Genomic DNA, 21318 nt, shown 5'->3' on the forward strand with positions numbered 1-21318 from the left:
AGTATTACCCGACCGGTGTCAACAATTCCGGACTGTTGTTTCTGACGCTGTTGACGGCCGTGCTGACCTCGTAGGGGACCAGCCTGGGTTCCGGGATGGCCGTGAGCATCTCCTGCACCGAGTTCAGATCGGTGATGGCCGGATTCAGCCAATCGGACCGCATGTTCTCGGGGACGATGACGGGCGACCGATCGTGGATGTGTCCGAGTGCGTCCGCGGCAGGAGACGTCAACACCGTCACCGACCACAGCCAGCGATCGGGATCGTCCTCGGGTTTGGCCGGATCGCGCCACAGCTCGTACAGGCCTGCCATTGCCAGTACCCCCTCCTCGTGGAGGAAGTACGGGATCTTCTGGCCGTCGCGCTTCTCCCACTCGTAGTAGCCGTCGGCGGGGACGATGCAGCGGCGACGGGCGGCCGCCTTCTTGAACGACGGCTTCTCGGTGATCGTCTCGGACCTCGCGTTGATCAGGCGGCTCCCGATCTTGGCGTCCTTCGCCCACGACGGGATCAGGCCCCACCGCACCGACCGGAGTTGGCGGACGGCGTCGGCCTCGGGTTCGTCCTTGGGTGCCCGCTCGAGAACCGTCCTCACCGTCTGCGTGGGCGCGACGTTGTACGCCGGCGGAAGCTCGTCGCCGACCGTCTCGGCGATGTCGAAGACCGCACGCAGATCACCGTCTGTCTGGGTACTGGCATACCGTCCGCACATGCGACCGATTGTCGCACCGAGCACCGACATCGGCACCCAGGTGGACTGGCAGCGCAGAATGCACACCTGGCACGATGGGGTCGTGAGCCATCCGCACCAGAGCCACCAGCCGCGTATTCACCGCCCGCTGCAGCAGTCCACCAAGCTGCAGAACGTTCTCTACGAGATCCGGGGTCCGGTACACGCGCACGCGGCGAGGCTGGAGGCCGAGGGACATCGCATCCTCAAGCTCAACATCGGCAACCCTGCGCCGTTCGGTTTCGAGGCGCCCGACGTGATCATGCGCGACATGATCGCTGCCCTGCCGTACGCGCAGGGCTATTCGGAGTCCAAGGGCATCCTGTCGGCCCGTCGTGCGATCGTCACCCGGTACGAGCTCGAGCCGGGATTTCCCGAGCTGGATGTCGACGACGTCTACCTCGGCAACGGCGTCTCCGAGCTCATCACGATGACGATGCAGGCGCTGCTCGACGACGGGGACGAGGTGCTCATTCCGGCACCCGACTATCCGCTGTGGACGGCGATGACGACGCTGTCCGGCGGCAAGGCCGTGCACTACCTGTGCGACGAGGACAACGACTGGAACCCCGACCTCGCCGACATCGAATCGAAGATCACCCCGCGCACCAAGGCGCTGCTGGTCATCAATCCGAACAACCCGACGGGCGCGGTCTACTCGACCGAGGTGCTGCAGGGCATCGTCGACCTGGCACGACGCCACCAGCTGCTTCTGCTCGCCGACGAGATCTACGACCGAATCCTGTACGACGACGCCAAGCACACCTCGCTCGCGAGCCTCGCTCCCGACCTGCTGTGCCTGACGTACAACGGGTTGTCGAAGGCGTATCGGGTCGCGGGTTACCGAGCCGGATGGCTCGCGATCACCGGGCCGAAGGAACACGCGGCCGGGTTCATCGAGGGCATCGATCTGTTGGCGTCGACACGCCTGTGCCCGAACGTGCCTGCACAGCACGCCATTCAGGTTGCGCTCGGCGGTCACCAGAGCATCGAGGACCTCATACTTCCGGGCGGCCGCCTGCTCGAGCAGCGCGACGTGGCGTGGGAGAAGCTCAACGAGATTCCTGGCGTCTCGTGCGTGAAGCCGCGTGGCGCGCTGTACGCGTTCCCGCGTCTCGATCCCGAAGTGCACGAGATTCACGACGACGAACGGCTCGTGCAGGACCTGCTGCTGCAGGAGAAGATCCTCGTCGTGCAGGGCACCGGGTTCAACTGGCCGGGCCACGATCACGTTCGCATCGTGACGCTCCCGTGGGCGCGGGACCTCTCGGTCGCCATCGAACGCTTCGGTAACTTCCTCGCGTCGTACACGCAATAGCGTCGAAAACGAGTTCGTCGCGCGTTCGCGTCGTCGAAAATCGGTGGATAATCCATCGAAGTGGTTGAAAGTGATGCAAAAAACATACCTCGATCGGCCCCAAACCGACGCGAAGTCTGTAGATTAGCGGGCGGCACTTCGTGTGCCCGAGCACTGGTCGTATCCCATCCCCCCGGGACGATCAGGAAGGTGGCGGGGGACGCCCCCCCTGCTCCCCGCCACCGCGCTCCTCATCCCGGCACCTACTCTTGCACCTGTGGAGTCACACGGTCACGGACACGGGCATTCCGACGCCCCGGCGCCTCTCACCCCTCTCGCAGCCCGCATCGTCGTCGGACTTCTCGTCGCGATCGGTCTCGCCGTCGTCGCGGGTGCGATCGCGCTGTGGCCGTCCGAGCAGCACGTCGACATCCCGCTTCCGTTCCAGACGTCCGGCGGCGGCGCTGTCACCACAGAGGCCGGGACCGTCGTCTCGCAGGACATCGGCGCGTGCGGAAGTGCATCGGCAGGTCGCGTCTTCACCGGCAATCCGACGCCGCCCGTCAGCGCCGGCTACGACTGTCAACGCAGCATCGTCGCCATCGAATCGGGGCCGAACGCCGGCACGAAGACTCTGCTCGAAATCGTCCCGGGGCCAGGGCAACCCGATCTCCGCACCGGTGAGAGCATCCGGCTCGTCCGTCAGACCGACCCGAGCGGTACGACGCAGTACTCGTTCAACGACTTCTCGCGAGGCCTTCCACTTGCATTGATCGTCGCTGTCTTCGCGGTCGTGATCTGCATCGTCGCCCGGTGGCGTGGATTCCGTGCACTGATCGGTCTGATCATCGCGTTCGCCGTGCTCGTGGTGTTCATGCTGCCCGCGCTTCTCGACGGCGCTCCTGCCATTCCGGTCGCCCTCGTCGCGGGGTCGATCATTCTGTACGCCGTGCTGTATCTGGCGCACGGAGTGAATCTTCGGACGTCGTCCGCTCTTCTCGGAACCTTGACGTCGATGGCGCTCGCAGCCGTTCTGTCCTACGTCGCCATCCGCATGACGCATCTGACCGGTCTCTCCGAGGAACAGAACACCGACGTGCAGGCCTACATCCAACACGTCAGCATCACCGGCCTGCTGCTCGCGGGTTTCATCATCGGATCGCTCGGCGTGCTCAACGACGTCACGATCACCCAGGCGTCGGCCGCGTTCGAGATCGCCGGGGCCGATTCGACGACGACGCGACGCCACATCTTCTCGTCGGCGATGCGCGTCGGCCGCGACCACATCGCGAGCACGGTGTACACACTCGTGCTGGCCTATGCCGGTGGCGCACTGCCGCTGCTGCTGCTGTTCTCGGTTGCAGGCAGATCCATCCAGGATGTGCTGACGGGTGACGCCGTGGCCATCGAGATCGTCCGATCCTCGGTGGGCGGCATCTCGCTCGCGCTGTCCGTACCCCTCACGACGGCCATCGCGGCTCTTCTCGCGCGACCCGGCGGCGTTCCGACGAAGAAGTCCGGGCGGCATTCCAAATAGTGCCGCTGCGCGGCCGTGCGTGGATAGTTGGCCCAGAGGCCGACTATCCGCGCATGGGTGGCGCAGCCGCAATCAATCCCGCCCTCAAACCGGGATCGGCGGCGGTCGCGGCCTCCCACCCCTTGTCGGCCAGGGCGACGACGTACGGCAGCGTCGCGTTCGTCAGCGCGTAGGTCGAGGTGTGCGGCACCGCGCCCGGCATGTTCGCAACGCAGTAGAACACCGATTCGTGGACGCGGTACGTCGGGTCGTCATGCGTCGTCGGAACCGAGTCTTCGAAGCATCCGCCCTGGTCGATAGCGATGTCGACGAGTACCGAACCCGGCTTCATACGCTGAACGAGGCTGTTCGACACCAACTTCGGCGCCTTCGCCCCGGGCACCAGCACGGCACCGATCACCATGTCCGCACCGAGTACGGCCTGCTCGAGCTCGAGCACATTGGAGACGACGGTCTTCACCGACCCGTGGTACGCGTCGTCGATCGCGCGCAGCGCCTTCACGTTCAGGTCGAGGACGGTGACGTCGGCGTGCATACCGTGCGCGATCGCGACCGCATTTCGCCCCGCAACGCCCGCGCCGATGACGACGACGTTTGCCGGTCGGACCCCCGGCACACCACCCATCAGAACGCCGCGCCCACCGCCGCTGGCCATCATGTGATACGCCCCGACCTGGGGCGCGAGACGGCCGGCAACCTCGCTCATCGGCGCCAACAGAGGTAGCGACCCGTCGGGTGCGGTGACCGTTTCGTACGCGATGGCCGTCGTCCCCGATGCCGACAGCGCGTCGGCACAGGCTTTCGACGCGGCGAGATGGAGGTACGTGAACAACACTTGATCCGCCCGCAATCGCGAATACTCCTCTGCTACAGGTTCTTTGACCTTGACGAGCAGATCCGCCTCTGCCCAGACGTCGTTCGCATCGACGAGAATCTGCGCACCCGCGGCCTTGTAGTCGGTGTCCGAGAACGACGAACCCACGCCCGCCTCGGACTCGATGACCACGTCGTGTCCATGCGAGATCAGTTCGTGCACGCCTGCCGGAGTGACCGCCACCCGGTATTCGTGGTTCTTGATCTCGCGCGGAATTCCGATCTTCATTGCCGCCTCCAGAGCAGGGGTCCGATGGATGTCCCCACTATGAATTATCGAAAGAAATACCCACAACAGGTGTGAACATAATTCTGTAGAGTGGCGATATGGTGGCAGATAATTCGGATTCAGCACGTTCGGGCTCGCCGGGATCGAACGATGTTCGACGCGCACCGCTCGACGCGATCGACCACATCCTCATCGACGAACTACGCCGCGACGCCCGCATGCCCAACAATGCTCTCGCCGCCGCGGCCGGTATCGCGCCGTCCACCGCACTCGGCCGCGTCCGGTCACTCGTAGAACGCGGCGTCATCCGAGGCTTTCACGCGGAAATCGATCCCGACGCGCTCGGGCAAGGCATCCAGGCGATGATCTCGGTGCGGCTACAGGCCGACGCCCGACGACGCATCAGCGAGTTCGGCGAGCAGATCGCCGCCCTACCGGAGACATCGAACATCTACTTCATCGCAGGCGCCGACGACTTTCTCATCCACGTGGCGACCGTCGACACCGTCGCACTGCGACATTTCGTCGTCGACAACCTCAGTGCCCACCCCGCCGTCGCGGCGACCGAGACGATTCTGATCTTCGAACACATTCGGCCGCGCGGACATCGCACGCCCGTCACGGACTGATTCAGGGAGCAGGCGGGAACAGCGGCGGTAGCACCGGCAGCGTGAAGTCCGGCAGACCCGGAATCAACGGTGCAGGTGGAGCCGGTGCAGGCGCCGGTTGCTGCGGCGACTGCTGAGTCGGCGCCTCCTGCGTCGGCGCTGGCTGGGTGACTGCGTCCGACGTGTCCGGAACCACCTGAGGCGCGGGTGCAGGCGCTGGCTCCTCCACGGTCGTCGTGGGGGCCGGGGCCGGCGGCGGAGGAAGCACGACCGGAACCTCCGACGTCGCAGCCGGGGCAGATGTCGTCGGGGCCGGGGCAGACGTCGCAGCCGGAGCTTCGGTCTGCGTGTTCGTCACCGACGTCTGGACCACCGGAGCGTCGTTCTGCTGGGTGAACAGGAACGCACCTGCGGCGACGACGGCCGCGGCCGCGACTCCCGCGACCGACCATCCACGGACGAGGCGACGCTTGCGTTCCTCGTCGTTCTCGCCGTCGGAGTCGTCGAAGTCGGCGTCGAGCCAGTAGACGTTGGAGAGCGCGAAATGCGCGGACTTCGCGGGAGCCGAGCTCGTCTCGGGCACAGGCTCGGGTGCCACGGGAGCCCCACCCGTCGGCGGTTCGCCGGACACAGCTGGCACTGCGGGCACTGCGGGCACCTGCTGCGTGACGGGCATCGATTCCTGAAGTCGCGGAAGATCTTCTCGCGCAATGGAAATGGTGGGTGTCGCGTCCGTCGGCCGCGGAGATCGCTGCGGCGCGCCTTCACGCGGAGCACGCACGGGTATCGGACGCGCGGGAGGCCGAGGCCGTTCGACGGCGGGTGCGGCCGTCGACCTCGCCGACAGCGCGGCGCCGCGGGCAGCGACCGACTCCGGCTCGTTCGGGGTGATCGCGGGCAGATCCAGCGATCGTCCGACGCGCTCGCGAACGAGCGGAATACGCGAACCGCCACCGATGAGCACGACGGCGTCGATGGGCACGTGCGCGCTGATGAGCACGTCGCGCGCGAACTCGATCGACCTGTCCACGGTGTCGCCGATGAGCGACTCGAAGCTGTCACGCGAGAGCAGGATCATTCCACTCGCGTCGGGCAGGCACACGGCATCGTTGCTCGACAACCGTTCCTTCGCGACACGGCATCGCCGTTCGAACAGATCGATGTCGGCGTCGTCACTCGGCTTACCCAGCCTGTCGAGCTGGTTGTCCCGGAGAACGTCGTCGAACAGGTCGCCGCTGAACTCGGTGCTACGACTCGACGCGACGACCCGGCGAGCCCTCAGGTCGACGACGCTGACGTTCAGGCCGGAGCTCCCGAGGTCGTACAGCGCGACCGTCGAGTGCCCCGCTGCTTCACCGCTCGCAACGAGGTACTCGATGACCGCCTCGACCTCGTGGATGAGGGAGTAGTTCTGCAGGTGCTGGTTCTCGAGCGCGCGATGCAGAGTGTCGGCCTGCCGCGCGTCGCGATAGGCGACGCCCGTGCTCAGGTACGGTTCCGACTCCGCCGCGACCGCGCTGATCGACTCGGCGGCCAGGTACTCGACTTCGTCGTCGACGGTGTCGATGACCTGGTTCTTGAAGAACAACGGCTGCGGCGGGTCCGACGGAACCACGCGTGTCGCGACGGCCGCACCACCACGCGGCAGCGCCATACGTACGGCGTGGGCACCCATGGACACCCCCAGCAACACAGTCATGCAAAGACCCTCGTTCGTGTCCGGCGGGGCATGCTCGAATCGCCCCGATTGCGTCACACGCTACCTGGGACGGCCGAGGGTCGTGTACTACACCTGATCGATCGCCTGGTCAGTAGGCTCCTTCGCGTCTCGTGACAGCGCGAACCGTGCGGGCGATGATCACCAGATCCTGGCTCATCGACCAGTTCTCGACATACGACAGATCGAGCCGAACCGATTCCTCCCACGACAGATCGGACCGGCCGCTGACCTGCCACAATCCGGTGACACCCGGCTTGACCAGAAGGCGTCGTCGAACGTCGATGTCGTAGCCGTCGACCTCGCGGCGCAGCGGCGGCCTCGGGCCCACCACACTCATGTCGCGTTTCAGCACGTTGAAGAACTGCGGAAGCTCGTCGAGGCTGAGGCGTCGAATGATCTTCCCGACGCGGGTGACGCGCGGGTCGTCCTTCATCTTGAACAGGACGCCGCCGTCGGAGTCGTTCCGCCCGAGCAGCGCCTCGAGGTGGGCTTCGGCGTCGACGACCATGCTGCGGAACTTGATCATCTCGAACGGTGTGCCGTCGAGGCCCATGCGTTCGGATCGATGGAAGACCGGACCCGGGCTGGTGCATTTGACGGCGACGGCGATGGCCAGCATCACCGGCGCAGCGACCACGAGCGCGGTGAGCGCGAAGACCACGTCGAATGCGTTCTTGGTGAACTTCGCCGCCCCGTCGTACTGCGGCTTCTCGACGGTGATGAGCGGAATGTCCGCGGCGGGGCGCATCACGAGGCGCGAGCCCGAGATGTCCATGACACCGGGTGCCACGACGAGGTCGATGTCGTGGGGTTCGAGCGCCCACAACAGCTTGCGGATACCGACGGGCCCCAGATGTTCGGTGGCGGTCACTGCGACGGTGTCCGCGCCGCATGAGCGCACCGCGTCGAGAACCGTGTCCTCGTTGCCGAGCAACGGGACCGAACGACCCTGCACCGTCAGGAATTCCGGCGCACCGGCGGCGTCGGGGGCGCAGTAGCCGAGGACGCGATATCCCGACGTCCGATCGCGTTCGAGCGACCGGATCAAGCCGGTGGCAGCACTGGGAGACCCGACCACGAGAAGAGACGTCGTCGACATTCCCCGTGCACGCTCGTGCGCGAGCCGTTTACGCCACGCGCGACGCGTGACGAGAAGACCCACGGTGCCCAGCGGGAACGCGATCGCGAGATAGCCCCGGGCGACGTCCATCTGAAACAGCAGACTTCCGATCGCGAGCAGCCCGAACAACCGGAACGACGTGGTCAGAACGAGCCGGTACTCGTCGGGACCCGAACCCACGATGCGCGGAGACCTGCTGCGAAACGCGGCCAGGGCGATGAGCCACGCGACGATCAGGCCCACGGTGACGGGCAGATACCCGGAGTCCGTGTCCGCGCCGAAGCGACCGAAGTGGGCGAAGGTCACGGACAGAACGACGACCAGCGTGTCACTGACGACCAGTCTGTGCGAGTAGCGCTTCTGCCACTCTGCGCGGGACTGGCCGCTGAGGCTTCCTGGAACCGACGGGGCTCGGAGCTCCCTGTCGATGCTGGTCAAGTGGTCGCCTTCCGTCGTGATCGTCCCTATGACCGGTCGACGCGTTCGTGGCCGGCCGGCGTGGGCATGGGCCGCCCGACGAGACTTGATCTCCCGGCACAACGAGCAACGGACCGCCCCCGACGCGGCCGCTGCACCGCGTCGAGCGGTGCGATCGCCAGGCTAACAGAAAATCCTACTTCGAGTTTGTTTTTGCCCTTCAATTCGGTTCTGCAGCGGTTTCGCGACACGTCGAAGGACGATCGATCCGATCGAAGCGTCCAATTTCGTGCAAAACAGACCGTTCGACTATATTGTCGGTAGATAGCAAGCATCGGTACTGCGATCCGGGGTCGTCGCATGCCAACGGTCACCACACGGTTCGGTGCGGCTCGCTCCGCGCCTGGCGGTGGTGCCGGACGTACCGACGAAACCGACTCGACTCGCGTCGAGTCCGCGTGAAAGTAGCTCTGCATGAATCTGACACACCCGGAAGCCGATTCGACCGTGGCGGACGTCGAGAGCGCCGCTGCGTGCAGGCTGTGCGGCAACACCGAATTGCTCAGTGTTCTCGACCTCGGGGCGACCCCACCGTGCGAGAAGTTCCTCACCGCACACGAGCTGGACGACCCGGAGCCTACCTACCCGCTGCATCTACGCCTGTGCGAGCGCTGCTTGCTTCTGCAGATTCCCGGCCTGATCACTCCCGAGGACACGTTCGTCGAGTACGCCTATTTCTCGTCGTACTCCACCAGCTGGGTCGAGCACGCGCGCACGTTCGTCGACGCCGCGACCGACCGCCTGGCTCTCGACGCGTCGTCGTTCGTCGTCGAGGTGGCCAGCAACGACGGTTATCTGCTTCAGCACGTCGTCGAGCGCGGTATCCCCTGCCTGGGCATCGAACCGTCCGTCAACGTCGGTCGTGCAGCAGTCGACCGAGGGGTACCGACGTTGACGGCCTTTCTCACCGAGGAGTCGGCGCAGCAGGTGCGCGACGAGCACGGGCCTGCCGATCTGGTCGTCGCCAACAACGTGTACGCGCACATCCCCGACCTTCTGGGCTTCACGCGGGCGCTGCGCACCCTGCTGGCCGACGACGGCACGGTCAGCATCGAGGTCCATCACGCGATGGAATTGGTGACGCACGCCCAGTTCGACACCATCTATCACGAGCACTTCCAGTACTACACGGTACTCGCCGCGCGAAATGCGTTGGCCACGGCCGATTTACAGCTCGTCGACGTCGAACGCCTCGGAACACACGGCGGTTCGATCCGGTTGTGGGCCAGACCGTCGGAAGCAGGTGCGACGCCGTCCGCCGCCGTCGAGGAGATCATCGCCGTCGAACGCGCTGCGGGCCTTCACGAACCGTCCGGATACCTCGATCTGCAGTCCCGTTCCGAAGCGGTCCGGCAAAACCTGCTCTCCTTCCTGCTGGACTGCAAGAAGGACGGACTGTCCGTCGTCGGCTACGGCGCACCGGGCAAGGGCAACACCCTCCTCAATTTCTGCGGCATCCGCCCCGACCTGCTCGCCTACACGGTGGACCGAAACCCGTACAAGCACGGCAGGTTCACGCCCGGCACGCGCATCCCGATCCATCACCCCGACCGCATCGCGGTCGACCGGCCCGACGTGGTCCTCGTTCTGCCCTGGAATCTCGAAACCGAGATCAGCGCACAACTCGACTACGTGCGCGAGTGGGGCGGCCGGATCGTCTATCCACTGCCCACCTTGCACGAATCCCGCAGGCCCGAGGCGAAGGAGGAGCACTGAAATGAAGGTCGTACTTTTCTGTGGCGGATACGGGATGCGTATGCGCAACGACGGCGGAGACACTCTGCCCAAGCCGATGCAGCTGGTCGGCCCGCGCCCGCTGGTGTGGCACGTCATGCGGTACTACGCGCACTACGGACACAAGGAATTCATCCTGTGCCTCGGGTACGGCGGCGAGCACATCAAGCAGTACTTCTTGAACTACAAGGAGACCGAGTCCAACGACTTCGTCATGCGCGGTGACACTGTCGAGCTCCTGGACTCCGACATCGCCGACTGGACCATCACGTTCGTCGACACCGGGCTCGAATCCCCCATCGGGGAGCGTCTGCGCCGCGTCCGCAAGTACGTCGGCGGTGACGACTACTTCCTCGCCAACTACGCGGACACGCTGACCGACGCACCGATCGACAAGATGATCGCGCGCACGGTCGATTCCGGTTCTGCCGCTTCGCTTCTCGCAGTGCCGCCGCAGTCGTCGTTCCACTGTATCGATGTCGCTCCGGGCGGCGCCGTCAAGCAGATAACGCCGGTGAGCGAATTCCCGATCTGGGAGAACGGCGGATACTTCACCCTGTCCCAGGAAGTGTTCGATCTGATTCCCCCGAACGGCGATCTCGTCGAGGATGCATGCGGCACGCTGGCTGGAGAGGGTCGACTTCTCGCGTACCAGCACAACGGTTTCTGGAAGCCCGCCGACACGTTCAAGGAGCGCGCCGAGCTGGATGCGAACTACTACAAGGGTGTTCGCCCATGGATGGTGTGGGAGAAGGACCCCGAGACCGAGCCCGCCCCGTTCGGACTGGTCGCCGTTCCGTGAAGTCCTTCGCCTCCGGCTCGATCCGCGAGATAGCGCTGCTCGCCGCGCACTGCGACGACATCGCCATCGGAGCGGGCGGCACCCTGCTGACGATCGCTCGGGCCAACCCCGGCCTGACGGTTCATGCGCTCGTCCTCACCGGCGGCGGTGGCGCGCGCGAGGTCGAGGAGAAGACGGCGCTGGCTGCGTTTCTTCCCGGTGCCGACGTGCGGCTCACCGTCACCGACATTCCCGACGGCCGGTCCCCCGCGCACTGGGATGCCGCGAAGGACACGGTGGCTGCGTTCCGACGCACGTGCGAGCCGGACGTGGTGTTCGCACCCCAGAAGAACGACGCTCACCAGGATCATCGCCAGTTGGCGACGCTCGCGCCGACCGAGTTCCGCGATCACATGATCCTCGGCTACGAAATTCTCAAATGGGAATCCGATCTGCCGACTCCCTCTCTGTATCACCCGATCTCGGACGAGATCGCACGCGAGAAGGTCGAACTCCTGCACGCGTCGTACCCGTCGCAGACCGACAAGGACTGGTTCGACGCCGACGCCTTCCTCGGCCTGTGCCGCATACGCGGAGTGCAATGCAAGTCTCGCTACGCCGAAGCATTCGTCGTAGAGAAAACCGTCATCGATTTCGTAGGAGCTTGACTGATGCGAGTACTGGTCACCGGACATCAAGGCTACCTGGGCACGGTCATGGTCCCCGCGCTCGTCGAGGCCGGGCACACCGTCACCGGTTTGGACTCGGGACTGTTCGCGGATTCGGTTCTCGGCCGGCCAGTTCAGGACCCGGAGACCCTCGCAGTCGACCTACGCGACGTGACGTCCGAGCAGTTGGCCGGCTTCGACGCGGTCGTCCACCTCGCTGCGCTGTCGAACGACCCGCTCGGCGCCCTCGCTCCCGAGATCACCTACGACATCAACCATTTCGCCTCCGTCCGCCTTGCGCGCCTGGCGAAGGAAGCGGGTGTGTCCCGGTTCCTGTACGCGTCGACCTGCTCGGTATACGGCTCCGCGGGCGAGGACCTGGTGTCGGAGAGCGCGCCCCTCAAGCCGCTGACCCCGTACGCCGAGAGCAAGGTGCGCGTCGAGGACGACGTCGCAGCCTTGGCAGACGACAGCTTCAGCCCCGTATTCCTCCGCAATGCAACGGCATTCGGGTTCTCGCCGCGACTGCGCGCCGACATCGTGCTCAACAACCTCGTGGGCCACGCCGTCCTGTCGGGCGAGGTACTCGTGTTGTCCGACGGCACCCCGTGGCGTCCGCTCGTCCATGCCCAGGACATCGCGTCGGCATTCGTGGAGGCGCTCGCCGCCCCGGTGGACCGCATCCACACCCGCGCCTTCAACGTCGGCATGGAGTCGAACAACGTGACCGTCGCCGACATCGCGGACGCCGTCGTGCGTACCGTTCCCGGTTCCACGCTGAACATCACCGGTGAGCACGGCGCCGATCCGCGTTCGTACCGCGTCGACTTCTCCGCGATCCGCGAGGCGCTTCCCGGCTACCAGGCGCGGTGGAGTGTGCTCGACGGGGCGGAGGAGCTCTACCGCGAGTACACCGCCGCCGGTCTCACACGCGAGAACTTCGACAACCAGTTCACCCGCCTGAAGAAGCTGAAGGCCCTGCAGGATGCCGGTCGTATCGACGAATCGATGCGATTCGTTCGAGCGAAAGTCTGACCGGCCGTGCCCCCTTCGCTTCGGTCAGAGCCGTTCGACTGCATCCTTCCACGTGCCTGCGGTGCGGTCACGGTCGCTGACGGCCGTCGGTTCGAGCGGCCACTCGATGGCCAGGGTGGCGTCGTCGTACGCGACACCGATGTCCTCGCTCGGGTCGTGCGGTCGGTCGATGCGATAGCAGACGTCCGCCGTCTCGGTGAGCGCCTGGAAGCCGTGCAGCAGGCCAGGAGGAATGTACAGGTGTGCGTGGGTGTCGTCGTCCAACCGGAACGTACGCACCTCACCGAAGGTGGGGGAACCGGGCCTGGCGTCGACGATCACGTCGAGCACCGCGCCGTGCGCGCATCGAACGAGCTTCGCCTCACCTCGGCCGAGCCGTCCGTGCATCCCTCGAATCGTTCCCCGCACGGAACGCGACTGGGAGTCCTGCGTGAAACTCGTCGACGACACTTCGGTGCCGGCAACGTGCGCGTCGAAGATCTCGGTGTCGAAAGTCCTTGTGAAGAAACCGCGTTGGTCTCGGAACGGTTGGGGGACGAACAGCAGAACGCCCTCGATGTCACTGGAGTCGACTCGCATGCGTCGATCATGAACGATTTCGCGCGCCGCGTCACGTCGATGGCGAGAATTCGATGACCGGCCGTCGCTGCCGCGGGTGCGGTTCCGATCAGCTCGACATCGTCCTGGACCTGCACTCCGTGCCCGCCGCAGATCAGTTTCCCGAATATGCGAGTGCCGGGTCCGACGATGCCCGCCACCCGCTCGCAATGGTGTTGTGCGGCAGGTGCGCATTGGCCCAGTTGGCCGACGACGACACCGTCGCCGACGAACCACGCGGTATCGAACCCAAGGCTCTGACGGATCAGGCCGCGGAGGCCGTTGCCGTGGTTGCAGATTCGGGATGGCTGCGCGGCAGTACCGTTCGCGAGTTCGGCAGCCCGCACGGCGGAACGTGGCTCCCTCTGTTGTCGGACCGCGGCGTCGACGAGGTGGAGCCCGGGCAACGGGCGGACGTCGTACTCGATTGCTTCGGCATCATGCACGAGCCCGACCAGGCCGACGCGTTCGCCGTGCGCGCAGCGTCACTGGCCGAGGACGGAGTGCTGCTGATCCAGTTCCACACGCTGTCGGCGATCGTGCGAGAAGGGCAGTGGAACGCGTTGCGCCACGGACACTTCGCGTACTATTCGCTGACGTCGCTGATACACCTGCTCGCGGGCGTCGGCCTCGTCGCGAGATCCGCGTGGACGTTCGAGCTGTACGGCGGCACCGTCCTGGTGGCAGCCACCCGAACCGGCGTTCCCGACGCGTCGATCCGCGAGATTCTGGAGGCGGAGCGTGCAGCGGGTATCGACGACGCGCAGACCGTCGGTGCGCTTGATACCGCCGCGGAGACGGACCGGGCGATGCTGCACGATTCACTCGTCGAGCTGAAGAGTGCGGGCAAGGTCGTGTTCGCGTACGGTGCTGCCTCCCGCGCGGTCGCGCTGTTCGCGATGGCAGAATTGACGCGGTCGTTGCTTGCCGGTGTCGCCGACGCGTCCCCGTCGAAGCAGGGCCGACGCATGCCCGGCACCGACATTCCGATCATCTCTCCCGCGGAACTGGTTGCGGCACAGCCCGACGTCGTGTTGCTGACGCTGCCCGACCTGCTCGGCGAACTCGACGCGTCGATTCCCGAGCTGCGCGGGCGATGGTGGTTGCACGGCACCGACATACGAGAGGGCACTCGATGAACGTCAACGAATCGCCGTCATTGCACAGTCATCGCGGATTCACGAAATCGATTGCGGCTCAGTCGCGTCTGCACGATGTCATCCCCGGCGGCGCGCACACGTATGCACGCGGCGCCGACCAGTACCCCGACGACATGGCCCCGGTTCTCGAATCGGGATCGGCTGCACACGTGTGGGATCTCGACGGCAACTGCTACGTCGAGTACGGCATGGGTCTTCGCTCGGTCACCCTGGGGCACGCGTACCCGCCCGTCGTCGACGCCGTCACCGAGGCCGCGCGCCGGGGCCACAATTTCAGCAGGCCCACGGCGTTGGAAGCCGAGGTGGCCGAGTCGTTTCTGGATCTGGTTCCGACTGCAGAGATGGTCAAGTTCGGCAAGAACGGTTCCGACGCGACCTCTGCCGGCGTCAAACTTGCTCGCGCGCACACCGGCAGGGACTTCGTCGCGGTGTGCCGTCAGCCGTTCTTCTCCACCGACGACTGGTTCATCGGCACGACCGAGATGAACGCAGGCATCCCGTCGGCCTATCGCGATCTGACGCTGCCGTTCTCGTACAACGACCTCGATTCGCTGCGTGCGGTCTTCGACGCGCATCCGGGACGGATCGCATGCGTCGTCATGGAGGCCGCGACGGGTACCGCCGAACCCGAACCGGGCTTCCTCGAGGGCGTCCGTGCACTGTGCGACGAGGAAGGCGCACTGCTGCTGTTCGACGAGATCATCACCGGGTTCCGCTGGGCCACCGGCGGCGCTCAGTCGGTGTACGGCGTCACGCCGGATCTGTCGTCGTGGGGAAAGGCGATGGGCAACGGGTTCGCCGTGTCCGCCCTGGCGGGCAAGCGAGAGTACATGGAGCGCGGCGGTTTACGCACCGACCTGCCGCGTGCGTTCCTGATGTCGACGACGTACGGACCCGAGACGACGTCACTCGCCGCGATGAAGGCGGTGTTCCAGACCTACCGCGAGCAGGACCCCGTTGCCGTGATGGAGGCGAGGGGCACTGCACTCGCCGACGGCGTCAACGACGCTGCCGACCGCGCCGGACTGTCGGACTACCTGCAGGTCATCGGACGGCCGTCGTGCGAGGTGTTCGTCACCCGCGACGCCGATGGCGTTCCGTCGCAGGCATATCGGACCCTGTTCCTCCAGGAATTGTTGACGCGTGGCGTTCTCGGACAGTCGTTCGTGATCTCGGCGGCGCACACCGAGGCCGACGTCGATCACACGATCGCGGCATGCGAGGCCGCAATGGTCGCCTACCGCAAGGCAATCGAGGCCGGGACCACCGACGGTCTGCTCATCGGACGGCCTGTGGCTCCGGCTCTTCGGTCGCTCGCCGATCCGCGTCGGGCGTGGTGATCGAACCGGAGGCATCGTTGCGGTCCTCGGCGCGGACGATGTAGAACGCCGAGCCCGCGAGCGCCATGAAGATCCACATGAGCAGCCAGATCTGGGCGAATCCGGATATGTCGAGGATGATTGCGATCACGGCGACGGCAGCGATGGCGGCCGCGATGCCCCGGGTCAGCTCGAACATGCCTGCGTCGGCGCGATTCTCGGCTCGTGCGGCTCGCTGCGAGAAGCGTCGTGACGCGACAAGTGCGGCGCCGAATCCCGCGCCGAGCAACAGAACGAACGCGAGCACCCCGATCACGCCGGCCTCCATGAGCCTGCCGAGGTACTGGTTGTCCAGGACGGGATAGCCGCGCGCGGAGTACGTCGCGGTGCCTTCCCCGAACCACAGGTGGTCGGAGAAGTGCTCGAGCACGTAGGCGCGGCCGCGGTCGCGAGACTGCAGCGAGGAGTCGGTACCGCTCGTCGCGAAGATCTGCACGAACGCGTTGAGCAGCTTCGAGTCGGTCACGTAGGCGACGACCAACGGGACGCCGACGATGCCGACGAGCGCCAGTACGCGTCGCACCGGCCATTTCCACGCCATGAACAGCACCGCCACACCGAGGCCGACGACGGCCGAGCGAGACAACGTCAACGCTGCCCCACCGACGAGGACGACCGCGAGTACCGCCCAGTGCCACGACCGACGTCCTTGCGCGCGTGCGGAATACACGACGCCCAGCGCGATCGGCACCAGTACCGTCAGAATTGCGCTGAGTTCCAGCGGGTGACCGGCGCTTCCTTGCGGCCGAGCGAAGCCTTCCCGCATGAGCGCTTCGCTGAGCACCGAGCCGTGGTCTTTCAGCAGCGGCGGCTTCAGCATCGCCGCGAGGTCCATTCCGGTGCCGTACTGGATGATTCCGAACGTCGCGCTGATCGCGCCGCCGATGACCAGACCCTTCGCGACCCATTCCAGGGCCTCTCGTGTCCGGATGACCGTGACGACGAAGAAGAAGACACTGACGAGCGCGAACTCGGTGATCAAGTTGGTCTGCGAACTCGCCAGCACCGCAGGCTCCGTCGGCTTCGAGGCGAGCGACGCGAACGACAGGAGGCTGGCCACGGCGTACAGAACGACTGCAGCGGAGAGGATTCCGAGTTCGGCCCGCGAACGCTGGCCGACGATACGCGTCAGCACCCACAGCAGGCCGCACCCGAAGAAGATCAGCGACGCCGGGCTGAAGCCGAGGGCGCCGGGAACGGTGAACGACTGCCGCATACCGAGCAGCAGCACCGAACCCACGACGACGACGGCAGCGCCGATCGGTATCGCGTGCGCACCGAACCGGATCTGCCGTCCCGGAAGGTCGACGGTCACCGCCGCGGACCGCCTCCGCTGATCGACGACCGCGGGTAGTCGTGATGGCCCGACCGGATCGGCACGTGCACACGCTCTTCGACGCCGTAGTAGTCGTCGATCTCGTGCTCGATCTCACGCACCGGTGTCGTCGTGCGCGCCGGGAAACCATCGGTCGAGTCCGTCCGCCGCTGTTCCACGACCCTCGGATCCCGGGGCGTCGGAACGTTGAACGGATCGAAATCCTGGTAGCTCGACGAGTCCGGCGGCTTCGGCGCGGCCGTCGAATGAACACGTCCGGGAGGCCGGACCGACACACGGTCTCGCTCAGGCTTGGCGTCGTCGGACGACGACTCGGTCTTCGTCGGTTCGGCTGCCTTGGCATTCCCGAACGCCGACCAGGAGTCGACCTGAGCGGGGAACGCCGCGGTGTCCGCGTCATCGGCCTCGGTCTCATGCGACTCGGCGCCGACCGAGACCGTCTGATCGTCGGCGTCGGACGCGTCGTCGACTGATTCGGATCGAACCGGCTGGGCCGGAGCGGGTTTCGCGACACGCCGAGGATTGTGAGCCGTCACAGACTTCGATGCGCTGATGACGGTCGCGCGGCGGGCAGGCGGAGCTGCCTTCTCGGGGGTCGCCGCCTCGGGCACCGTCGTCTCGGGGATCGTCTCGTCGGCCACCGGAACCGCGGACCGAGCGTCGCGTCTCGGCCTGCGGCGGTCGAGGATCGTCCCGACGGTGACGATGCCGAGCAGTCCGACGACGAGCACCGCCAACGCGTACGAGCCCGCCGCCTTGAGGGGGCTGGCCGCGACGAGCGCTCCCGGCTCGGGCATGACGGCGGCCGTGATGGAGGCTTCGGTATTGGGTCGCACACCCGTCTGGACCTGCAGTTGTGCGAGCGCGGTGGACGAATAGTCGAGCAATGCCTGCGCGCCCGCCTGCGCCGCTTCCGGGGTGGGTCCGCTGGTGGTGATCATCAGCTGAGGCGACAGACGCAGCGCGGATGCGGTGTCTCCGAGCGTCGACGTGACGGTGTACTCGCCGGAGGCGCCTGCCTCTTCGACCAGCGCCACCGCAGCGGGCGACTGCAGCAACGTGGCCGCGACGGCCGCGAGCTGGCCCATGTTGTCGTTCAAGTTGACGAAGGGGTTCAGCTTGGCGTCGATATCGCCTGCTCCGGGCGGGTAGACCACCGCCACCGCGGACGACTCGTACGTGTCGGTCGACGACATGACTCCGTACGTGCCGGCCGCGACGGCACACAGCAGTACGACGAGACATGCCACTTTGCGGCGGAGCGTGGCTCTCACCAATTCGTCGACGTTCACATCTCTGCTTTCGATCGTGATTGTGGAATGTTACAGCTTCATTGATACCAGTCCGCGACGGTATTTGCCTCTCAAACCGGATATGCAGTAGTGCGACTGGTCTGTATTCTGTTTGCATGACCGTTAACCACGCCCAAAACATACCTTTGGTCGGGTATCAACAGTCGGGGATCCGAACACACGCCGAGCACACGGGAGAAATCGATCGAGAAGCACTGACTCGCAGGTTCGGTACCAGCACTTTCAGCCTTCGCGTCCCCCGGTTCGCAGACTTCGAACGGTGGCGCGCGACGCGCATCGACCATTCCCGTTTCCTGGCCCCGGCTTTCGGTGAGGCCGGTCGCACCTGGGCCGAACTGAACACGCCGGCCGCCTGGATCGAGAAGTACGTGACCGACCGTCGGTTGTCACGACGAGGTCTTTCTTTTCCCCACCTCTTGTTCGAATCGTCACACACCGACGTCGCCGGCCCGCGGGTTGCGGGTGAGGTGAACATCTCCCGCGTCGACGGCCTGTCGCAGGCCGGAGAACTGAGTGTGTGGTGCACGCCCAGTGTCCATCAGTCCGAAGTCACGGGCTGGGCAGGACACGTCGTCGTACTGGAGGCCTTCACCCGCGCCAATCCGTTGCGCTGGGTCATCGCCCCCGTCGCCGTCGACAACCCCCGTCCGGCAAAGGGTTTGGCCCTGGCCGGATTCGAGAAGACCGCCAGGCTCCGACGGCAACGGGACTACGACGGCAGCCCCACCGACCACAACCTGTGGGTGTGCGAGAACACCCCGCGTAACCGGATCCGCCTCCAAGAACTGATGGAGAACGCATGAGCATCGACAGATACGACGACTACCGCAACGGATCCACGGTCCGCTTGGTTGCGGGCGGCACCCCGGTGGAGTTGTGCACCTTCGACGAGGTGGTCGAGGCAGTGACCCGTCGTCTGGCGGATCCCGGTCACGTTCCCCTCGCACTGGGGTCGGTCAACCTCGATCACATTCACCACTTTCGCCCGATGCCCCACTCGGTCGACCACATCGACACCGAGCGCGACGACCTGGCGTGGGCGTTCCTCGCCGACGGCGCACCGATCGTCAATCAAGCGGAGAAGTTGACCGGGCGCTCGTGGTCGCGGGTGACCGGATCCGACCTGCTGCCCGCCATCGTCGACATGGCGTCGGCCGAGGGTCGTACCGTCGGCATCCTGGGCGGTACCTCCCGCATGCACGAGCGTCTGCGGTTCGTGTTGCGCCGTAGCCATCCCGATCTGGACGTCGCCGGCTTCTGGTCGCCGTCGGCGGAGGAACTCGCAGATCCGGCACAGTCGTCGCGCATCGCCGCGCAGATCTCGGCTGCCGGCATCGACATCCTGGTCGTCGGGCTCGGCAAGCCGCGCCAGGAGCAGTGGATCGACACGTACGGCCTCGCAACGGGAGCCCGGCTGCTTCTCGCGTTCGGAGCTGCAGCCGACTTCCTCGCCGGCGAGTCGCAGCGCGCACCCCGGTTCTTCCAGGAGAACGGTCTCGAATGGTTCTACCGGCTGGTCACCGAGCCGAGACGTCTGTCACGTCGCTATCTTCTCGAGGGCCCGCGTGCTTTGATGCAGCTTCGACACGCACACATCGAGGTAGTCGACGATTCGCCCCTCTTCCGCCGGGCCGACGTCGCTACACCGACCGAACGATCTGCGCTAGGTGGTATGCCATGACGCTCGACGTGAACTGCGAACGCACCCGGGCCGCCGCGGCATGACCCATCGCCGCGGCCCGATCCGGGTCGGCGAGCAGTCGAGCGATGGCATCGGCCAGAGCGTCGACGTCGCCACCCGGGACGAGCACGCCGGTCACGCCGTCCTCGACGTAGTCGCTCATCCCTGGGTTGTCGGTGACGACGACCGGCCGGCCACTCGCCATCGCTTCGAGCACCACCGTCAGCCCCGATCCCGAGATGGTCGGTCGGAGCGCGAGCGCGACGACGCTCGCGCGCTGGTACAGATTTCGCATCCGGCCGTCGAGGCGTTCGGTGTGCACGGTGCCGAGGTCCTCCGGCACGTCGACGGGCAGCCCGGTGGCCAGTTCGAGGAAGGCCTCGGGCACCGAGCGCCGAACGGCGGCTACCGCGTCGACGAGCAGGGCGTGATCACGGAAACGGTCCTCGCCTGCACTCATGATGCGTCCGGGCACAGGTGGGTCGGTCTGGACACCGTAGAAGTCGGCATCGATTCCGAGAGGTACGAAGTGAAGTCTTTCTTTCTCGACGCCCCACTCGTGGTGCAGAGTGTCGAGAACGGGACGGCTCTGCGACCACAACGCCGGAGTCTTCGCGAGGGCATGCGCGAACAGACCGTTCCACTTCGGGTACGGAGCGGATCTGTGTGTGATCCAACCGATGCCGGACACGACGGGCGCGTATCTGCGCGACGACTCGGCGAGCAGCGCCGCCGGAATGCCGGTGCGCTCGTCGTAACACAGCACGGCGTCGGTCTTGCTTCTCGTGTAGTTTCTGCGCTCCCCCAGCGCTTCGACGAGCTCGAGCCCGTCCACTCGATATCTCACGGACGCACCGACTCTGGATCGCGCGCGTCCGAGTTTCGCAGTGCCGAACGTGGTCTCGATACCGTTCTCGGCCAGTTTGTGCAGACCGTACGGCGTTGCGTCCGGAACTTCCCCCGCGTCGTAACGACGACGCCATTGCGTAGCCGACAGCATCCCCGCCAGCGGAACATGAGCCCGCATGCTCGAAACGTCCTCT

Annotated in this window: 19 protein-coding genes; 11 read left to right on the top strand and 8 right to left on the bottom strand. The window is 65.8% G+C overall.

Annotated features, from left to right (window positions below):
* Positions 1–4: 4 nt before the first annotated feature.
* Positions 5–712, bottom strand: a complete 708-nt coding sequence (locus DK926_RS04205; RefSeq protein WP_114329362.1) for an SOS response-associated peptidase — start codon at positions 710–712, stop codon at positions 5–7.
* Positions 713–770: 58 nt separating this feature from the next.
* Between DK926_RS04205 and DK926_RS04210 the strand changes: the two genes are divergently transcribed.
* Together DK926_RS04210 and DK926_RS04215 are read left to right on the top strand one after the other, a co-directional pair.
* Positions 771–2048, top strand: a complete 1278-nt coding sequence (locus DK926_RS04210) for a pyridoxal phosphate-dependent aminotransferase (protein ID WP_240930875.1) — start codon at positions 771–773, stop codon at positions 2046–2048.
* A 256-nt stretch (positions 2049–2304) separates the two neighbouring features.
* Positions 2305–3564, top strand: a complete 1260-nt coding sequence (locus DK926_RS04215) for a YibE/F family protein (protein WP_114328942.1) — start codon at positions 2305–2307, stop codon at positions 3562–3564.
* 43 nt (positions 3565–3607) lie between these two features.
* Here DK926_RS04215 and ald read toward each other — a convergent pair whose 3' ends face one another.
* Positions 3608–4666 (bottom strand): alanine dehydrogenase, encoded by a 1059-nt coding sequence (gene ald / locus DK926_RS04220; protein ID WP_114328945.1) that lies wholly within the window; start codon positions 4664–4666, stop codon positions 3608–3610.
* A 98-nt stretch (positions 4667–4764) separates the two neighbouring features.
* Here ald and DK926_RS04225 point away from each other — a divergent pair, with 98 nt between their 5' ends.
* Positions 4765–5295, top strand: coding sequence for an Lrp/AsnC family transcriptional regulator (locus DK926_RS04225; RefSeq protein ID WP_114328947.1), 531 nt, complete (start codon positions 4765–4767; stop codon positions 5293–5295).
* 1 nt (position 5296) lies between these two features.
* On the opposite strand, the gene DK926_RS04230 is transcribed toward DK926_RS04225, so the two are convergent.
* The gene (locus DK926_RS04230) at positions 5297–6973 is read right to left on the bottom strand and encodes an Hsp70 family protein (protein WP_114328949.1); all 1677 of its coding nucleotides are present in this window, start codon (positions 6971–6973) and stop codon (positions 5297–5299) included.
* A 109-nt stretch (positions 6974–7082) separates the two neighbouring features.
* Positions 7083–8552 (bottom strand): sugar transferase, encoded by a 1470-nt coding sequence (locus tag DK926_RS04235; protein WP_114328951.1) that lies wholly within the window; start codon positions 8550–8552, stop codon positions 7083–7085.
* Between the two features lie 453 nt (positions 8553–9005).
* Between DK926_RS04235 and DK926_RS04240 the strand changes: the two genes are divergently transcribed.
* Genes DK926_RS04240 through DK926_RS04255 form a run of 4 tightly spaced genes read left to right on the top strand, consistent with a single transcriptional unit; the run spans position 9006 to position 12809 of the window.
* On the top strand, positions 9006–10307 hold the full coding sequence (locus tag DK926_RS04240) for a class I SAM-dependent methyltransferase (protein ID WP_114328953.1): 1302 nt from the start codon (positions 9006–9008) through the stop codon (positions 10305–10307).
* A gap of 1 nt (position 10308) precedes the next feature.
* Positions 10309–11127, top strand: coding sequence for a glucose-1-phosphate cytidylyltransferase (locus DK926_RS04245; RefSeq protein ID WP_114328955.1), 819 nt, complete (start codon positions 10309–10311; stop codon positions 11125–11127).
* Positions 11124–11774 carry a PIG-L family deacetylase gene (locus tag DK926_RS04250; protein WP_068425472.1) on the top strand — a complete coding sequence of 217 codons (651 nt, stop codon included), beginning with the start codon at positions 11124–11126 and terminating at the stop codon, positions 11772–11774. Before DK926_RS04245 ends, DK926_RS04250 begins: the two co-directional genes overlap by 4 nt.
* 3 nt (positions 11775–11777) lie before the next feature.
* Complete coding sequence (locus tag DK926_RS04255) at positions 11778–12809, top strand: SDR family oxidoreductase (RefSeq protein ID WP_114328959.1); 1032 nt, start codon at positions 11778–11780, stop codon at positions 12807–12809.
* A 24-nt stretch (positions 12810–12833) separates the two neighbouring features.
* Here the strand turns inward: DK926_RS04255 and rfbC are convergent, their stop codons facing one another.
* Complete coding sequence (gene rfbC, locus DK926_RS04260; protein ID WP_068425480.1) at positions 12834–13388, bottom strand: dTDP-4-dehydrorhamnose 3,5-epimerase; 555 nt, start codon at positions 13386–13388, stop codon at positions 12834–12836.
* A gap of 53 nt (positions 13389–13441) precedes the next feature.
* Here rfbC and DK926_RS04265 point away from each other — a divergent pair, with 53 nt between their 5' ends.
* Together DK926_RS04265 and DK926_RS04270 are read left to right on the top strand one after the other, a co-directional pair.
* Positions 13442–14545: a transferase gene (locus DK926_RS04265; RefSeq protein WP_114328961.1), complete on the top strand. Its 1104-nt coding sequence runs from the start codon at positions 13442–13444 to the stop codon at positions 14543–14545.
* Positions 14542–15906, top strand: a complete 1365-nt coding sequence (locus tag DK926_RS04270; protein WP_114328963.1) for a glutamate-1-semialdehyde 2,1-aminomutase — start codon at positions 14542–14544, stop codon at positions 15904–15906. The genes DK926_RS04265 and DK926_RS04270 overlap by 4 nt, the downstream gene beginning before the upstream one ends.
* Here DK926_RS04270 and DK926_RS04275 read toward each other — a convergent pair.
* Together DK926_RS04275 and DK926_RS04280 are read right to left on the bottom strand one after the other, a co-directional pair.
* Positions 15845–17260: an O-antigen ligase family protein gene (locus DK926_RS04275; RefSeq protein ID WP_114328966.1), complete on the bottom strand. Its 1416-nt coding sequence runs from the start codon at positions 17258–17260 to the stop codon at positions 15845–15847. The genes DK926_RS04270 and DK926_RS04275 overlap by 62 nt on opposite strands.
* Positions 17257–18573 carry a hypothetical protein gene (locus tag DK926_RS04280; RefSeq protein WP_114328968.1) on the bottom strand — a complete coding sequence of 439 codons (1317 nt, stop codon included), beginning with the start codon at positions 18571–18573 and terminating at the stop codon, positions 17257–17259. Before DK926_RS04280 ends, DK926_RS04275 begins: the two co-directional genes overlap by 4 nt.
* Before the next feature lie 116 nt (positions 18574–18689).
* Here DK926_RS04280 and DK926_RS04285 point away from each other — a divergent pair, with 116 nt between their 5' ends.
* Positions 18690–19397 (top strand): GNAT family N-acetyltransferase, encoded by a 708-nt coding sequence (locus DK926_RS04285; RefSeq protein WP_114328970.1) that lies wholly within the window; start codon positions 18690–18692, stop codon positions 19395–19397.
* Positions 19394–20275, top strand: a complete 882-nt coding sequence (locus DK926_RS04290; protein ID WP_114328972.1) for a WecB/TagA/CpsF family glycosyltransferase — start codon at positions 19394–19396, stop codon at positions 20273–20275. Before DK926_RS04285 ends, DK926_RS04290 begins: the two co-directional genes overlap by 4 nt.
* Here DK926_RS04290 and DK926_RS04295 read toward each other — a convergent pair.
* Positions 20235–21302, bottom strand: a complete 1068-nt coding sequence (locus tag DK926_RS04295) for a glycosyltransferase family 4 protein (protein ID WP_114329364.1) — start codon at positions 21300–21302, stop codon at positions 20235–20237. The two genes, DK926_RS04290 and DK926_RS04295, sit on opposite strands and share 41 nt — an antisense overlap.
* Between the last annotated feature and the right edge of the window lie 16 nt (positions 21303–21318).

It is taken from the genome of Rhodococcus sp. Eu-32, from assembly GCF_003336925.1.
Lineage (GTDB): Bacteria > Actinomycetota > Actinomycetes > Mycobacteriales > Mycobacteriaceae > Rhodococcoides > Rhodococcoides kyotonensis_B.

Excerpts from the sequence above, each read along its gene's own strand:
- DK926_RS04205 (WP_114329362.1), bottom strand. The coding sequence starts at position 712 with ATGTGCGGACGGTATGCCAGTACCCAGACAGACGGTGATCTGCGTGCG.
- DK926_RS04210 (WP_240930875.1), top strand. The coding sequence starts at position 771 with ATGCACACCTGGCACGATGGGGTCGTGAGCCATCCGCACCAGAGCCAC.
- ald (WP_114328945.1), bottom strand. The coding sequence starts at position 4,666 with ATGAAGATCGGAATTCCGCGCGAGATCAAGAACCACGAATACCGGGTG.
- DK926_RS04225 (WP_114328947.1), top strand. The coding sequence starts at position 4,765 with ATGGTGGCAGATAATTCGGATTCAGCACGTTCGGGCTCGCCGGGATCG.
- DK926_RS04230 (WP_114328949.1), bottom strand. The coding sequence starts at position 6,973 with ATGACTGTGTTGCTGGGGGTGTCCATGGGTGCCCACGCCGTACGTATG.
- DK926_RS04240 (WP_114328953.1), top strand. The coding sequence starts at position 9,006 with ATGAATCTGACACACCCGGAAGCCGATTCGACCGTGGCGGACGTCGAG.
- DK926_RS04245 (WP_114328955.1), top strand. The coding sequence starts at position 10,309 with ATGAAGGTCGTACTTTTCTGTGGCGGATACGGGATGCGTATGCGCAAC.
- DK926_RS04255 (WP_114328959.1), top strand. The coding sequence starts at position 11,778 with ATGCGAGTACTGGTCACCGGACATCAAGGCTACCTGGGCACGGTCATG.
- rfbC (WP_068425480.1), bottom strand. The coding sequence starts at position 13,388 with ATGCGAGTCGACTCCAGTGACATCGAGGGCGTTCTGCTGTTCGTCCCC.
- DK926_RS04265 (WP_114328961.1), top strand. The coding sequence starts at position 13,442 with ATGACCGGCCGTCGCTGCCGCGGGTGCGGTTCCGATCAGCTCGACATC.
- DK926_RS04270 (WP_114328963.1), top strand. The coding sequence starts at position 14,542 with ATGAACGTCAACGAATCGCCGTCATTGCACAGTCATCGCGGATTCACG.
- DK926_RS04285 (WP_114328970.1), top strand. The coding sequence starts at position 18,690 with ATGACCGTTAACCACGCCCAAAACATACCTTTGGTCGGGTATCAACAG.
- DK926_RS04290 (WP_114328972.1), top strand. The coding sequence starts at position 19,394 with ATGAGCATCGACAGATACGACGACTACCGCAACGGATCCACGGTCCGC.
- DK926_RS04295 (WP_114329364.1), bottom strand. The coding sequence starts at position 21,302 with ATGCGGGCTCATGTTCCGCTGGCGGGGATGCTGTCGGCTACGCAATGG.